13 protein-coding genes are annotated in these 13,511 nt (G+C 66.1%); 2 read left to right on the top strand and 11 right to left on the bottom strand.

Going from position 1 to position 13,511, the window contains the following annotated elements; translation table 11 throughout:
• Positions 1–9: 9 nt before the first annotated feature.
• Together EUV02_RS12285 and EUV02_RS12280 are read right to left on the bottom strand one after the other, a co-directional pair.
• Positions 10–1,914: a DUF3604 domain-containing protein gene (locus EUV02_RS12285; RefSeq protein WP_135246590.1), complete on the bottom strand. Its 1,905-nt coding sequence runs from the start codon at positions 1,912–1,914 to the stop codon at positions 10–12.
• A gap of 93 nt (positions 1,915–2,007) precedes the next feature.
• Positions 2,008–3,690 carry an N-acyl-D-amino-acid deacylase family protein gene (locus EUV02_RS12280; protein WP_166430618.1) on the bottom strand — a complete coding sequence of 561 codons (1,683 nt, stop codon included), beginning with the start codon at positions 3,688–3,690 and terminating at the stop codon, positions 2,008–2,010.
• Between the two features lie 132 nt (positions 3,691–3,822).
• Here EUV02_RS12280 and EUV02_RS12275 point away from each other — a divergent pair, with 132 nt between their 5' ends.
• Positions 3,823–6,543, top strand: coding sequence for an ATP-dependent DNA helicase (locus EUV02_RS12275; RefSeq protein ID WP_135246588.1), 2,721 nt, complete (start codon positions 3,823–3,825; stop codon positions 6,541–6,543).
• A gap of 66 nt (positions 6,544–6,609) precedes the next feature.
• A complete protein-coding gene (locus EUV02_RS12270) occupies positions 6,610–7,140 on the top strand; it encodes a SixA phosphatase family protein (RefSeq protein WP_135246587.1) in 531 nt (176 codons plus the stop codon).
• Here EUV02_RS12270 and EUV02_RS12265 read toward each other — a convergent pair.
• The 9 genes from EUV02_RS12265 to EUV02_RS12225 form a co-directional block, all read right to left on the bottom strand.
• Positions 7,137–7,337 carry a hypothetical protein gene (locus tag EUV02_RS12265; RefSeq protein WP_135246586.1) on the bottom strand — a complete coding sequence of 67 codons (201 nt, stop codon included), beginning with the start codon at positions 7,335–7,337 and terminating at the stop codon, positions 7,137–7,139. The two genes, EUV02_RS12270 and EUV02_RS12265, sit on opposite strands and share 4 nt — an antisense overlap.
• A 71-nt stretch (positions 7,338–7,408) precedes the next feature.
• Positions 7,409–7,777 carry a HesB/IscA family protein gene (locus tag EUV02_RS12260; RefSeq protein ID WP_135246585.1) on the bottom strand — a complete coding sequence of 123 codons (369 nt, stop codon included), beginning with the start codon at positions 7,775–7,777 and terminating at the stop codon, positions 7,409–7,411.
• Entirely contained in the window at positions 7,777–8,235 is a 459-nt protein-coding gene (locus tag EUV02_RS12255) for an SUF system Fe-S cluster assembly protein (protein WP_135246584.1), read from the bottom strand. Before EUV02_RS12255 ends, EUV02_RS12260 begins: the two co-directional genes overlap by 1 nt.
• 13 nt (positions 8,236–8,248) lie before the next feature.
• Entirely contained in the window at positions 8,249–9,457 is a 1,209-nt protein-coding gene (locus tag EUV02_RS12250) for an aminotransferase class V-fold PLP-dependent enzyme (RefSeq protein WP_135246583.1), read from the bottom strand.
• Positions 9,454–10,281, bottom strand: a complete 828-nt coding sequence (locus EUV02_RS12245; RefSeq protein ID WP_135246582.1) for a SufD family Fe-S cluster assembly protein — start codon at positions 10,279–10,281, stop codon at positions 9,454–9,456. The genes EUV02_RS12250 and EUV02_RS12245 overlap by 4 nt, the downstream gene beginning before the upstream one ends.
• Positions 10,278–11,018 carry a Fe-S cluster assembly ATPase SufC gene (gene sufC, locus EUV02_RS12240; protein WP_135246581.1) on the bottom strand — a complete coding sequence of 247 codons (741 nt, stop codon included), beginning with the start codon at positions 11,016–11,018 and terminating at the stop codon, positions 10,278–10,280. Before sufC ends, EUV02_RS12245 begins: the two co-directional genes overlap by 4 nt.
• A complete protein-coding gene (locus EUV02_RS12235) occupies positions 11,018–11,449 on the bottom strand; it encodes a hypothetical protein (protein ID WP_135246580.1) in 432 nt (143 codons plus the stop codon). The genes sufC and EUV02_RS12235 overlap by 1 nt, the downstream gene beginning before the upstream one ends.
• Positions 11,446–12,933 (bottom strand): Fe-S cluster assembly protein SufB, encoded by a 1,488-nt coding sequence (gene sufB / locus EUV02_RS12230; RefSeq protein WP_135246579.1) that lies wholly within the window; start codon positions 12,931–12,933, stop codon positions 11,446–11,448. The genes EUV02_RS12235 and sufB overlap by 4 nt, the downstream gene beginning before the upstream one ends.
• Positions 12,930–13,373 carry an SUF system Fe-S cluster assembly regulator gene (locus tag EUV02_RS12225; protein ID WP_243445898.1) on the bottom strand — a complete coding sequence of 148 codons (444 nt, stop codon included), beginning with the start codon at positions 13,371–13,373 and terminating at the stop codon, positions 12,930–12,932. Before EUV02_RS12225 ends, sufB begins: the two co-directional genes overlap by 4 nt.
• Positions 13,374–13,511 lie beyond the last annotated feature (138 nt).

The raw sequence follows: 13,511 nt of genomic DNA, 5'->3' as shown, positions 1-13,511 counted from the left end.
GCATTGCGCCTAGGCTGGGTTGTACCAGATCGGCGACGTTACCGCGCGCTCCTGCTGCACCATGGGCACCGCGGCATCCATTTTCACCTTGTATTTGACGCTGTCATACAGCGTCCAGCGCGGCGTCGGAATTTCGAGCACGCGCACGTAATAGAACGCCCGCAGCTTCGGATCGAAATCGGGATCGGTGAAGCTGCCGACGAGTTCGGTCGCGCCGATGTTGTTGGTATAGGTCGCGGTGTTCAGATCTACGGTGTTTCCGACCGACGGCAACTTGCCTGCCGCGTCGAGCTTGCGATTGCCGCCCCATTTGACGTTGATGATCTTCTCGTGCGTGACACCCTGACCATCGACCCAGCCCTTGACGATCTGCAGGCGGTCGAGATTGGCGCCGTCGGGGTCCTTCATCGCGGCGAACACGAACACCGGTGCCTTGCCCGCCGGTGCGGGCTTGAGATCGCCTCCCATCGGCACGCCCCTGGCATAGCCGGTGGCGGCAATGTCGGCGGCGCGCACCTTGGCTGGGAGGCCATAGCCGCCGAAGAAGCGGATGGTGATGCGCGGCCCCGATGACGCATAGGTTTCCTTGCGCTTCATCGCATCCCAGATGGCCGCGCGGGTGTTCGATGTCGCCCAGACTCCGGTGATGCCGGCAGCCGCCATCGTCCAATCTAGCCGCGGGCCGGTGACTTCCTTGCGGAACACCTGGTTCCAGCGGCCGGCCTTGGGCTCGTTGACCGCGAACTTGCCCCAGAAATTATTCTCCTCACCCCCTGACGGCAGCCCGGTGTGCGTGTCGGTACCGCCCGCCGCGCCATATTTGAACGGGTTGGTACCAAGCGTCGCCTGGTGCTTCATCCCGTCCCGCAGCGCCTGCCGCCAATATTCGGTATCGATGTCGCCGGGCTGCTTGGGATTGCCGTTGAGGTCGGCGGTGTCCCAGATGTTGAAATCGGCGAATTCGTCATTCGGCGACAGTTTCGGGTTGGCCTCGCCGGTGCCCTTGATCTGGTAGACTTCGTACAATGGCTCCCAGCGCGCCCGCGCCTCGGCCCATTCGCGCGTCATCGGGGTGCCGTCATAACGTGCAGCGCGGAACATCCAGCCGTTCGACATGTTGCCGTTGTGCGGAATCGCCAGCACTTGACCGCCGGTTTTGGTTTCCCAGTCACCCAGCCACTTCCACAGCGATTCGGGATCGGTGCCGGCGCGTCCGGGTACGGTGGACTGGAATGTCGTCAGCGGCGGCGTGGCGCGCGTCTTGTCGGCGCCATCGCGGAAGATGACGTTGCGGTGAAGGTTCTCGCCCTTTTCGCCGTTCGACGTCCATTCATAGGCGATGAACGCGGTGAATTTGCCGGGCTGATTGTATTTTTCCATGATGTCGACGGTCTTCTGCCACGCTGACACCATCCATCTGGGGTCCATCAGGATTTTCGGCAGTGACTTCGTCGCCTGCGCGTTGACGACTTCGCGCTGTGCCGCCTTACCTGTCGCGCCACCCGCGTTCATCATCCCGACCCAGCGCTTGATTTGCGGATCGGCCATCATGTCGGTGTTGCCGGCCTGCATCTCGTTGATCGCGCCCATGCCGTCGCTGTGGTCGGTGATTGCAACCCAGTCATAGGCGCGATGCAGCTTCGCCGGCTGCCCGGTGTTCGACGTGACCTGTTCGCCACGGGCAAAGCGCACCGCCGCTTCAGGGTCGAGCGTCGCGCCTGCCATCGCCGCATCCGCCGACCAGGCGGTGTGGACATGCTCGTCGCCCCAATAGACGCGGTCGGGATATCGTGCATCGGCAGTGGCGGTGGCGGCAGGCGCCGGTGCGGGCGCCTGTGCATCGCGGTGATCGCATGCCACCAGCGCACACAATCCGCTACCGGCGAGCAGCAGCAATAGGGTTGAACGGGACATTGGCGCTCTCCTCGGTTCGGCGCGGCAGTTACCGGACCGGCACGCCCCGGGCGATGTTTCGCCTGCAACGGACGCCGGTCACGGTGGCCGGTATCAGACGATGACGCCCGCGCGCGCTTCGGTGTAGGCGCCCTTGTCGACCACCACGGCGCCGTTGACGATGACCTTGTCGATGCCTGTCGCATGGCGGACATAGCGATTGGCGCCGCCGGGGAAATCGTCTTCGAAAATCTCGTCTCCACGCGCGATCGTTGCGGCGTCGAAGATCACCACGTCGCCGGCCTGGCCGGGCGCCAGCGTGCCGCGGCCGCGGATGCCCCAGTCGCGCGCCGGCTCGCCGGTCATGCGGTGGACGGCGCGTTCAAGGCTCATCTTGCCGAATTCGCGCACGTAGCGCTCGATCATGTCGCAGGTATCGCCGGCGCCGCAGAATTGCGTGACGTGCGCGCCGGCGTCCGAACCGCCGATGTGGATCAGCGGATGGTCGAGGATGATGCTGACGATTTCGGGATCGGCATGGATGGCGCCGCGAATCTGGAATTCGGTGCGCAACCCGTCGGCAACCGCGATGTCGAGCATGACGTCGGCGGGCGATTTGCCGGTTTCGGCGGAAATATCGAGCAGCTTGCGGCCAAGGTAGCGCGCGTTTTCGGGCGCATAGACGCGGCCTACCGCCATGTTGCGCAGCAGCGGCATGATCCGCCGTTCGGCCGCTTCGACCAGCACCGGCCGCGCCACCGGATCACCGAAGGCGATGATGCGTTCGGCAAGCGGCAGCTTCATCAGCATGTCCCACTTGCGCACCGGATAGAGCAGGAACGAGGTTTCGGAGAGGATGATGTTGATGTCGAAGCTGCGCGGCATCGACTGGCCGAACACCTTGGCGCCGCGCGCGCGCTGCTCCTCCAGCTTGGCCAGTGAACGCTTCCAGTTTTCGGGTGCGACCGGGCTGTAGGTGATCGGCGCGATCGAGCACATGATGCCGCTCGCTAGGCTAAGGTCGCCGAGTTCCTCGATGTTTTCGAGCTGCTTTTCGATATCGATGAAATACGGCACCGTCTGCAGCACGCCGCGGCCGCTTTCGGCCATCGCCTTGCACAGCGCGATCTTCTCGCGCATGTCCGCCAGCCGGCTCGGCACCGGGCGGCCGTCCTCGTCGATATCGACATAGGAGGTCGAAAGCCCCATCGCGCCCGCCGCCATGGCGCCGCGCATCAGCTCGCACATCGCCTCGATCTCGGCGTCGGTGGCGATGCGTTCCTGACTGTCGGCACCCATGACATAATAGCGGATCGCCGAATGGCCGACGAGCGCACCGACATTGATGCCGAGGCCGGGGCGGATATGATCGAGATAGTCGCCGAAACTTTCCCAGTTGAACGGCACCGCAAGGTCGAACGTCGCCTGTTTGATGTCCTCGATCTTCTCGAACATCTTGATCAGCTTGACCTTGCCACCTTCGACGCCGCTGGTGGCCGGGCGCACCGGCGCGAGGCTGAGCGAGCAATTGCCCATGACCACGGTGGTGACGCCATGTTCGAGGCTCGGCGTCGCCAGCCGGTCCCAGCAGATCTGCGGATCGTAATGCGTGTGGATATCGATGAAGCCGGGGGCGACAACCATGCCGCGCGCGTCGATTTCGCGGGCGTCGGTGGCGCCGACTGCACCGACCGCGACAATCGTGCCGTCTTCGATCAACACATCGCCGAGATAGCCGTCGGCGCCGGTGCCATCGACGATCCGGCCACCGCGGATTACCAGCTTCGATTGCGTCATTGTCGTATCCTTAAACAGGTCATTTTCCGCGCGGGGTTGTGACAGGTAACGGCGGCGCGGTAAACGGCCGCGGCGCGCGTGAAGGGCACTTTCTTTGTTTGCGTTATGTTCCGCTTTGCCTAAAGTCGGCGGATGCCGTCCACCTTCCCGCAGCCTGCGCTTGTCGCCAACCATCTAGGAGCGTGGATTCGCAGTGCCGATGGCAGCACGCAGCCCGTCACCCGCGGCGCGGCGGTGCGCGCCGCCGCCGATGCACCACATCTGCTGCTCGGCGCGCCGGTCACCGCGAGCCGGCTCGGCTATCCCGAACTCGGCGGCTTCGACCTGCTCGAACTGTTCGCGTTCGTCTATCCGGCGCGTTTTACCGTACCCACCGCCTATGGGCTGGCGGCGACGCTGGGGCTGGCCGCCCCCGCCGACGGCGCCGAGGAAGCGGCGTTCCTGCAGGTTGCGGCGGCATATCTGCTGGACGTGCTCGATGCCCCAGACTGGGCCGAACGTCACGGCGCGCATGCACTGGCGCAGGCGCTGGCGCGCCATGGCTGGAACTGGGCGCCCGAAATCCTGCGGCGGCTCAAGCCGCCGCCGCGTCCCGAACGCAGCCTGTTCACCAAGCTCGAAAAGTGGGAGGAAACGCCGCCGCGCCCGCGTCCCGCCGATGTCGCACTCAGCAACGGCGCCATCGACGCGACGCTCGACCGGCTGCTCGGTATCGGCGCAGAACGCCGTGACGGCCAGCGCGGCTATGCGCATGCGGCGGGGTTCGCGTTCCGCCCGCGCCAGATGGCGAATGCCCCCAATGTCGTGCTCGCCGAAGCCGGCACCGGCATCGGCAAGACGCTCGGCTATCTCGCGCCGGCGTCGCTATGGGCGCAACAGGCGCAGGGCACCGTCTGGCTGTCGACCTATACCAAGGCGCTGCAGCGCCAGCTCGATCACGAAACCGAACGCGCCTACCCGGAACCGGTCGCCAAGCGCGGTAAGGTCGTGGTGCGCAAGGGCCGCGAAAATTACCTGTGCCTGCTCAATCTCGAGGACGCGGTGCAAGGCGGCTTTTCGGGCCGCGCCGCGGTATTCGCGCTGCTGGCGGCGCGCTGGGCCGAATACAGCCGCGACGGCGACATGGTCGGCGGCGACCTGCCCGGCTGGCTCGGCCCGCTGTTCCCGCGCAACGCGGCGCGCGCGCTGACCGACCAGCGCGGCGAATGCATCTACGCCGGCTGCCCGCATTACCGCACCTGCTTCATCGAAAAGGCGACGCGCGCCAGCGTCGGCGCCGACCTCGTCATCGCCAACCACGCGCTGGTGATGGTCAACGCCGTACGCGGCAAGGCCGAAGGCGCGGCGATGACGCGCATCGTCTTCGACGAAGGCCACCACCTGTTCGACGCTGCCGATTCGAGCTTTTCGCTGCACCTGACCGCCGCCGAAGCCATCGAGTTGCGGCGCTGGATCCTCGGCCCCGAAAAGGGCGGCCGCGGCCGAAGGCGAGGCCTTGCCGCGAGATTGTCGGATATCATCAGTTATGACGACGCCGGCGCGCTGGCGCTCGAAGCTGCCGGGCACGCCGCGCGCGCGCTGCCCGGCGAGGACTGGCGCGGCCGCATCACCGGCGGCAGCCCCGACGGGCCGATCGAAGCGCTGCTTTCCGCGGTGCGCACGCAGGTGCTGGCGCGCGCCAACAATGCCGAGGCCGGCTACAGCCTCGAAACCGAAGTCGCCGACGTCAGCGCCGCCGTCATCGAGGCCGCCGCCGTCGCCAGCGCCGCGCTCGAAGCGTTGCGCGCGCCGCTCGCGGCATTGGAAGCGCGGCTGGTCGCGGTCCTTGACGACGCCCCCGACTGGCTCGACGGACCGGGGCGTGCGCGCATCGAAGGCGCCGCCAGCGGGCTGCGGCTGCGCGCCACGACGCTCGGCGCCTGGGTGGCGCTGCTGGCGCGGCTTGGCGGCCCGGCCGAACCCGACTTCATCGACTGGTTCGCTGTCGACCGCATCGAAGCCCGCGAACTCGATGTCGGCATCCATCGCCACTGGCTCGACCCGACGCGGCCGTTCGCGCAAGCCGTGCTCGAACCCGCGCATGGCGTTCTGGTCACCTCGGCGACATTGCGCGCACGCGGCGACACGGCGGGCGATGCATGGCGCGACACCGAATTGCGTACCGGCGCGACGCATCTGGCGTTGCCGCCGCAGCGCTTCGCCGTCGACAGCCCGTTCGACTATGCCGGGCAAGCCCGCGTGCTCATCGTCACCGACATCAAGCGCGGCGACCTGCCGGCACTCGCCACCGCCTATCGCCGGCTGATCATGGCGGCGGGCGGCGGCACGCTCGGGCTGTTCACTGCGATTGCGCGGCTGCGCAGTGTCCATGCGCGCATCGTCGACGGGTTGGCGAAGGAAGGCCTGCCGCTGTTCGCACAGCATGTCGATCCGATCGATACCGGCACGCTGGTCGACATCTTTCGCGCCGAACCCAAATCCTCGCTGCTCGGCACCGACGCGCTGCGCGACGGAGTCGATGTGCCGGGCCAATCGCTGCGGCTGGTGGTCATGGAAGGCGTGCCGTGGCCGCGCCCGACGGTGCTGCACGCGGCGCGGCGCGCAGCGTTCGGCGGCACGGCGTACGATGACCTAGTAACACAGGGCCGGCTGGCGCAGGCGTTCGGGCGGCTGATCCGCCGCGCCAATGATCACGGCGCGTTCGTGCTGATCGGCCCCGCGGTGCCGTCGCGGCTGCTGAGCGCCTTCCCGCCGGGCACGCCGGTCGATAGGCTGGGCATCGACGATGCGGTGGCAGCGGTCGCAGCGATGCAGACGGCGTCACCGGTGCTGGCAAAACAAGTCGAATTGTAACATCACGCTTTTACAGCGCCGTAACGCTGCTACATGATGGGGCCCGGAGTGGGGAAGAACGGCTGCGTGAAGAGACTGATCCTGTTGCGTCACGCCAAATCGGGCGATGATCCGGTCGAACGCGATTTCGACCGGCAGCTCAGCCGGCGCGGCCAGCGCGCCGCGATGCGCATCGGGCAATGGTTCGCCGATGAAGCGGTAAATTTCGACGCGGTCGTTGCGTCACCGGCCCAGCGCGTCCGTGAAACCATCGAGGCGTTCGAGCGCGGCATCGGTTTCGGGCTCGAGCCACGTTTCGAACCGCGCATCTATCTGGCGTCGGCGGCGACCTTGCTCGAAGTCGTGCAGGCTGCCGATGACAAGGTGGAGCGGCTGCTGATGGTGGGCCACAACCCCGGACTTGAAGATCTGGTGCTGCTACTGGCGGGCGACGATGACGCGCTGCGGGCCGAAGCCGAAGTCAAATACCCGACCGCGACGGTGGCGGTGCTCGATTGCAATGTCGAACGCTGGACCGATCTCGATGACGGCTGCGCGAAGCTCAGTGCGTTCGTGCGCCCGCGTGATCTCGATCCGGCGCTGGGGCCGGGCAGCTAGCCCCCGGGCTTGGCCTTCGCCGCGTCCTTGGCGGCTTTTGCGTCAGCCTTGGCCTGCTTCTCATGCGCCTTCTTGGCCTTTTCCTCGGCCTCGCGTGCTTCGCGACCGCGCTTTTGATCGGCTTCGGCATCAGTGGTGACGACCGCGTCGATCCCGGCACCGACCACCTTGACCGGCAACAGCACGACCGTGGTCACCGCACTCGCGACAAGACAACTACCGAGCGGCAGGCATAACAGCGCCACCGCCACCGCGCGCCAGGGAATCGTCAGACGGTGAAGCTTTCGCCGCAGCCGCACTGGCCCTTGGCATTGGGATTGGTGAACACGAAGCCGGCGGTGAAGTCGTCTTCCTGCCAGTCCATGACGCTGCCGATCAGATACATCAGCGAGCCGCCGTCGATGAACAGCGTGCCGCCCGGCGTTTCGACGCGTTCGTCGCCGACAGCGGGCTGCGTCACATAGGCGAGGCTATATGCCAGTCCAGAACAGCCGCGCTTGGGTGTCGTCAGCCGCACGCCGGCCGCCGGCTCGGGCGCCTTGGCGATGATGTCGGCGATGCGCTTGGCAGCGTTTTCAGTGACCGTAATCGGTGCCGGGCGCGGCGCACGGACGCGGGGGGTGGTGACGGTTTCCATCACAGCATTCCCATCTCTAACTTGGCTTCGTCGCTCATCTTCGCCGGATCCCACGGCGGATCCCAGACGAGATTGACCTCGGCCGAACCGATTCCCGGCACGCTGCCGACGCGCAGTTCGACTTCGCCGGGCATAGTTTCGGCGACCGGGCAGTGCGGCGTCGTCAGCGTCATCGTCACCAGCGCGTGATCGTCATCCAGTTCGACGTTGTAGATGAGCCCCAGGTCATAGATGTTGACCGGAATTTCGGGGTCGTAGATCGACCGCAACGCGTCGATTACGGCTTCGTACAGGTCGCCCCCGGGCTCGCCGGCGGGCGTCGCTGCGGGCTTTTCGCGGATGAAGCCTTCGAGGAAATCCGGCTTGCGCGACTCAACGGCGGCGCTGCCGACCGGCGGCGCCTTGGGCACTTCGGGCGCGCTTTCGACTTCCTCGACTTCAAATTTGCGTTCAGCCACTTGGTCTACTCCGCTAGCCGAAGATCTTGATGACGCGCGCGATACCGATAGCCAGCCGTTCGATATCGGACGCGTTGTTGTAAATGCCGAAGCTGGCGCGCGCCGTAGCGGGCACGCCGAGCAGTGCCATCAGCGGCTGCGCGCAATGATGCCCGGCACGGACGGCGACGCCGGTTTCGTCAAGGATGGTGCCGACGTCGTGCGGGTGGACGCCCGCGACGTTGAAGCTGACGATGCCGGCGCTGTCTTCGGGGCCGTAAAGCTGCACGCGCTCGAACCCCGCGAGCGCCGTACGCGCCGCCTTGACCAGCCGCGCTTCGTGCGCCGCAATGGTGTCGAGCCCGATACTGTTCACATAATCGATTGCCGCGCCGAGCCCGATGACGCCGACGATATGCGGCGTGCCGGCCTCGAAGCGCTGCGGCGGCTTGGCATAGGTCGTCGCTTCGAAGGTGACGGTTTCGATCATCGCGCCGCCACCCTGTGTCGGCGGCATCCGCATCAGCAGCTCGGGCCGCGCCCACAGCACGCCGATGCCCGTCGGGCCGTAGAGCTTGTGCCCCGAAAACACGTAGAAATCGCAATCGAGCGCCGCCACATCGACCTTGAGCCGCGGCACCGCTTGGCAGCCATCGACGAGCAGCTTGGCGCCCGCGGCGTGCGCGGCATCGGCAATGCGGCGCACGTCGGCGACGCTGCCGAGCACGTTCGACACATGCGCGACCGACACCAGCTTGGTGCGCGGGCCAATCATCGCGATCAGCGCGTCGGTGTCGATCTTGCCGTCAGGCGTCAACGGCGCGACATCGATGCCCAGCCCCAGAGCGCCGCGCAGCATCTGCCACGGCACGATATTGCTGTGATGTTCGAGCGCGGTCAGCAGGATATGGTCGCCGCGCTTCAACTGCATGCCGCCGAACGCCTGCGCCACCATGTTGATCGATTCGGTAGCGCCGCGCGTGAAGACGATTTCGTTCGCCGATGCCGCACCGATGAAGTCGGCGACCTTGGCGCGCACCGCTTCGAAGCTCTGCGTCATCGTCGCCGAGCGTTCGTAAACGCCGCGGTGCACCGTCGCATAATCGACGCCGTAAGCGCGGGTGATCGCATCGATCACCGCCTGCGGTTTTTGCGCGGTCGCGGCGGTGTCGAGATAGGCCCAGTCATTGGCCAGCGCCGGGAAATCGGCGCGGTGGCTGGCGTGCGGAAGATGCGCGTTCATTGGTTGGTCCCCAGCGCGGCAATCGCTGCATCGGTCAGGCGCTCGGCGGCTTCGTCGTCGAGGTCGGCGAACGCGGCGGCGAGGAACGAGCGCGTCAGCAGCGCCCGCGCCGCCGCCGGATCGAGCCCGCGGCTTTGCAGATAGAACAGCGCATTGGCATCGAGCGCGCCGACGCTGGCGCCGTGCGCGCATTTGACGTCATCGGCGAAAATTTCGAGCTCGGGCTTGAGATTCGCGGTTGCGGTGCGCGTCAGCAGCAGCGCCTTCGCCGACTGCGCCGAGTCGGTTTTTTGCGCGCTGCGCGCGACGCCGACCTTGCCGAGATAGCTGGTCGTCGCGGTGTCACCCGCGACGCTGCGCACGACCTGGCGGCTGGTGGCGCGCGGCTGGGCGTGCACGACATGCGTGACGATTTCGAGCGTCTGTGCGCCGCCGCCGATCATCACGCCGCCGAGGTTGAAGTCGCTGGCCTCGCCCATTTCGACGTCGATGGCTATGCGCCCGAAGCGGCTGCCGGTGGCGAGCACATGCAGCGTGCAGCGCGCGCCGGCGCCGAGGCTGATGCGGTAGTGCTGCGTCGTCACCGCAAGGCTATCGCGCGCTTGGACGATGATACCGTCAAGCGTCGCGCCGGCACCGAGGTCGATGGTGACCGTTTCATTGTGCCAGTCGCTGCCGGTCAGCGTGTCATCGAGCCGCGCGCTTTCTCCCGCCGCGACGCTCAGCGCGCGAGTCGTCGCGATATCCTGCGGCCAGACTTCGCGCAGCGCCTCAAGGTCGCTGTAGCGCCAGTCTTCCTGCCTGCGGGTGGGCAGTGCGGTCACGCGGCAATGTCCACATAGCCGTCGCGTTCGAGTTCGAGCGCCAGTTCGGGGCCGCCCGAACGCACGATGCGACCGGCGACGAGCACATGGATGCGGTCGGGCACGACATAGTCGAGCAGGCGCTGGTAATGCGTGATGAGCAGTGTCGAACGATCGGGCGCGCGCAGCCGGTTGATGCCGTCGGCAACGACGCGCAGCGCATCGATATCGAGCCCTGAATCGGTTTCGTCGAGCACCGCCATCTTCGGCGCCAGCACCGCCATCTGCACCATCTCGTTGCGCTTCTTCTCGCCGCCCGAAAAGCCGACGTTCACCGGGCGCTTGAGCATGTCCATCGACAGCCCGAAGGCCTCCGCTTCGGCCTTGATCAGCTTCATGAACTCGGCGCCCGAGGCTTCGGCCTCGCCGCGCATCCGGCGCTGCGCGTTGAGCGCGGTGCGCAGGAACATCAGATTCGACACGCCGGGGATTTCGACCGGATATTGCAGCCCGAGGAACAGCCCGGCCGCGGCGCGTTCATGCGCGTCGAGCGCCAGCAGATCCTGCCCGGCAAGCGTCACGCTGCCGCTGGTGACCTCGTATCCGGCGCGACCGGCAAGCACGTAGGACAAGGTGGATTTGCCGGCGCCGTTGGGCCCCATGATGGCATGAACCTCGCCGTCGCCTATCGACAGCGTCAGTCCGTTGAGGATCGCCTTGCCGTCGACGGTGGCGTGCAGGTCACGAATTTCGAGCATTACTTGGCCTTTTCGGCGGTAGGTGCGGTGGTGCCGACCTGGCGGCTGACAATCGCGACGACGGCGCGTTCGCGCAGCTCGCCTTCGATGGCATCGACCGATTGTTCGGCGACCGAATGCGACACGCGCTCTTCTTCCTTGGGATAGCCGATGCGACGCACGTCATAGACCTTGGCGATCAGCGCGGTGCGCGCATCGGCGCAACCCTTGATGATCTGGCTGGCGGCGGTGCCGGCCTGCATGTCACCCGATTTGAACTGCGCGAGATCGATGCTGTTCGCGGCGGTGTCGACGCATTCGGCATAGACTGCAGCGGCCTTGTCCATCGCGGCGCGCGCGTCCTGGCCGGGCACATCGGCGCGCGGCGGCGGCTTGCCGCAGGCAGCAAGTGCGAGGGTGAGCGCGACGGCGCCAAGCAGATTGCGTTTCATCCGACACTCCCTTCGAGGCTGATGCCGAGCAGCTTCTGCGCCTCGACGGCAAACTCCATCGGCAGTTGCATCATCACGTCGCGGCAGAAGCCGTTGACGATCAGCGCTACGGCTTCCTCGGCGTTGAGGCCGCGCGACATCGTGTAGAACAGCTGGTCGTCGCTGATCTTCGACGTGGTGGCTTCGTGTTCGATCTGCGCCGACGGGTTACGCACTTCGATATACGGCACGGTGTGCGCGCCGCAGGCGTCGCCCAGCAGCAAGCTGTCGCACTGAGTGAAGTTGCGTACGCCTTCGGCGCCCGACGCGACGCGCACCAGCCCGCGATAGGTGTTGTTCGACCGGCCCGCCGAAATGCCCTTGCTGACGATGGTGCTGCGGCTGCGCTTGCCGAGGTGGATCATCTTGGTGCCGGTGTCGGCCTGCTGGCGGTTGTTGGTGACCGCGACCGAGTAGAATTCACCGACCGAGTCGTCGCCCGAAAGCACGCACGACGGGTATTTCCAGGTGATCGCGCTGCCGGTCTCCACCTGCGTCCAGCTGACCTTGCTGCGCTTGCCGAGGCAGTTCGCGCGCTTGGTGACGAAATTGTAGATGCCGCCCTTGCCGTCCTTGTCGCCGGGGTACCAGTTCTGGACGGTCGAATATTTGATCTCGGCATCGTCCATCGCCACCAGCTCGACGACCGCGGCGTGGAGCTGGTTCTCGTCGCGCATCGGCGCCGTGCAACCTTCGAGATAGCTGACATGGCTGCCCTTGTCGGCGACGATCAGCGTGCGCTCGAACTGCCCGGTGTTGGCGGCGTTGATGCGGAAATAGGTCGAAAGCTCCATCGGGCAGCGCACGCCTTCGGGGATGTAGACGAAGGTGCCGTCGGAAAAGACCGCGCTGTTCAACGCCGCAAAATAGTTGTCGCGCTGCGGCACGACCGAGCCGAGGTACTTGCGCACCAGCTCCGGATATTCCTTCACCGCCTCGCTGATCGAGCGGAAGATGACGCCGGCGCGTTCAAGTTCGGCGCGGAAGGTGGTGGCGACGCTGACCGAATCGAACACCGCATCGACAGCAATCCGCCGCGAACCTTCGACGCCGGCGAGCATCTTCTGCTCCTCGATCGGGATGCCGAGCTTTTCATAGGTGCGGCGGATTTCAGGATCGAGTTCGTCGAGCGACGCCAGCGACGGCTTGGCTTTGGGCGCGGCGTAATAATAGGCGTCCTGATAATCGATCGGCGCGATATCGAGCTTGGCCCAGTCGGGTGCCTCCATCGTCAGCCACAGCCGGTAGGCCTTGAGGCGCCAGTCGAGCAGCCACTGCGGCTCGCCCTTCTTCGCCGAAATGTAGCGGACGGTGTCCTCGTTCAACCCCTTGGGGGCCATTTCGGATTCGATGTCGCTGACAAAGCCCCATTTGTAGTTCGCAAGGTCATCGACCGCGCCCTGGGCTTCGGCGTTGACGTCAAGCGTGCGGGTATCGTCGGTCATGCCGTTACACTTTCACGCGCGACAACCGGCTGGATCAGGTCGGCGAGCGTCACCGCGCCCAGCGCATCACGCACCGCGCGGTTGATCGGCGCCCAATGGCCGCGGACGCTGCACGAACTGCCGATGCTGCAATCGCTAGCGGTGACGCCATCGGCGGGATGCTGGCACTGCGTCAGTGCAATCGGGCCATCGACCGCCTCGATAATCGCCGCGATGCTGACCTCGGCCGCCGGCCGGCAGAACTGAAAACCACCACCGGCGCCGCGCGACGCCGCCAGCAGCCCGGCGCGCGCCAGCGTGCCCATCAGCTTCGCCACCGTCGGCACCGGAATCCCCGTCACCAGCGCCACCTCGGGCGCAGACAGCCGGCGCTCGGGCGATTTGGCCGCCGCAGTCATCACGACAACCGCATAATCGGCAAGGTTGGTCAGCCGGATCATCAGCACCTTTCAGGGTGTGCAGCAAAACAGGACTAATTTCGTCCGGCTTATGTGGGGAGCATGGGGGGCAAGTCAAGCAAAGTGACTGTCGCACCCCCAAAAAAACGGCCCGGCGCGCCTGCAGGCGACCGGGCCGTA

Origin of the sequence: Glacieibacterium arshaanense (assembly GCF_004681125.1) — a bacterium.
GTDB classification, from domain to species: Bacteria; Pseudomonadota; Alphaproteobacteria; order Sphingomonadales; family Sphingomonadaceae; genus Polymorphobacter_A; species Polymorphobacter_A arshaanense.
This window is presented reverse-complemented; position numbering and strand designations above follow the sequence as displayed.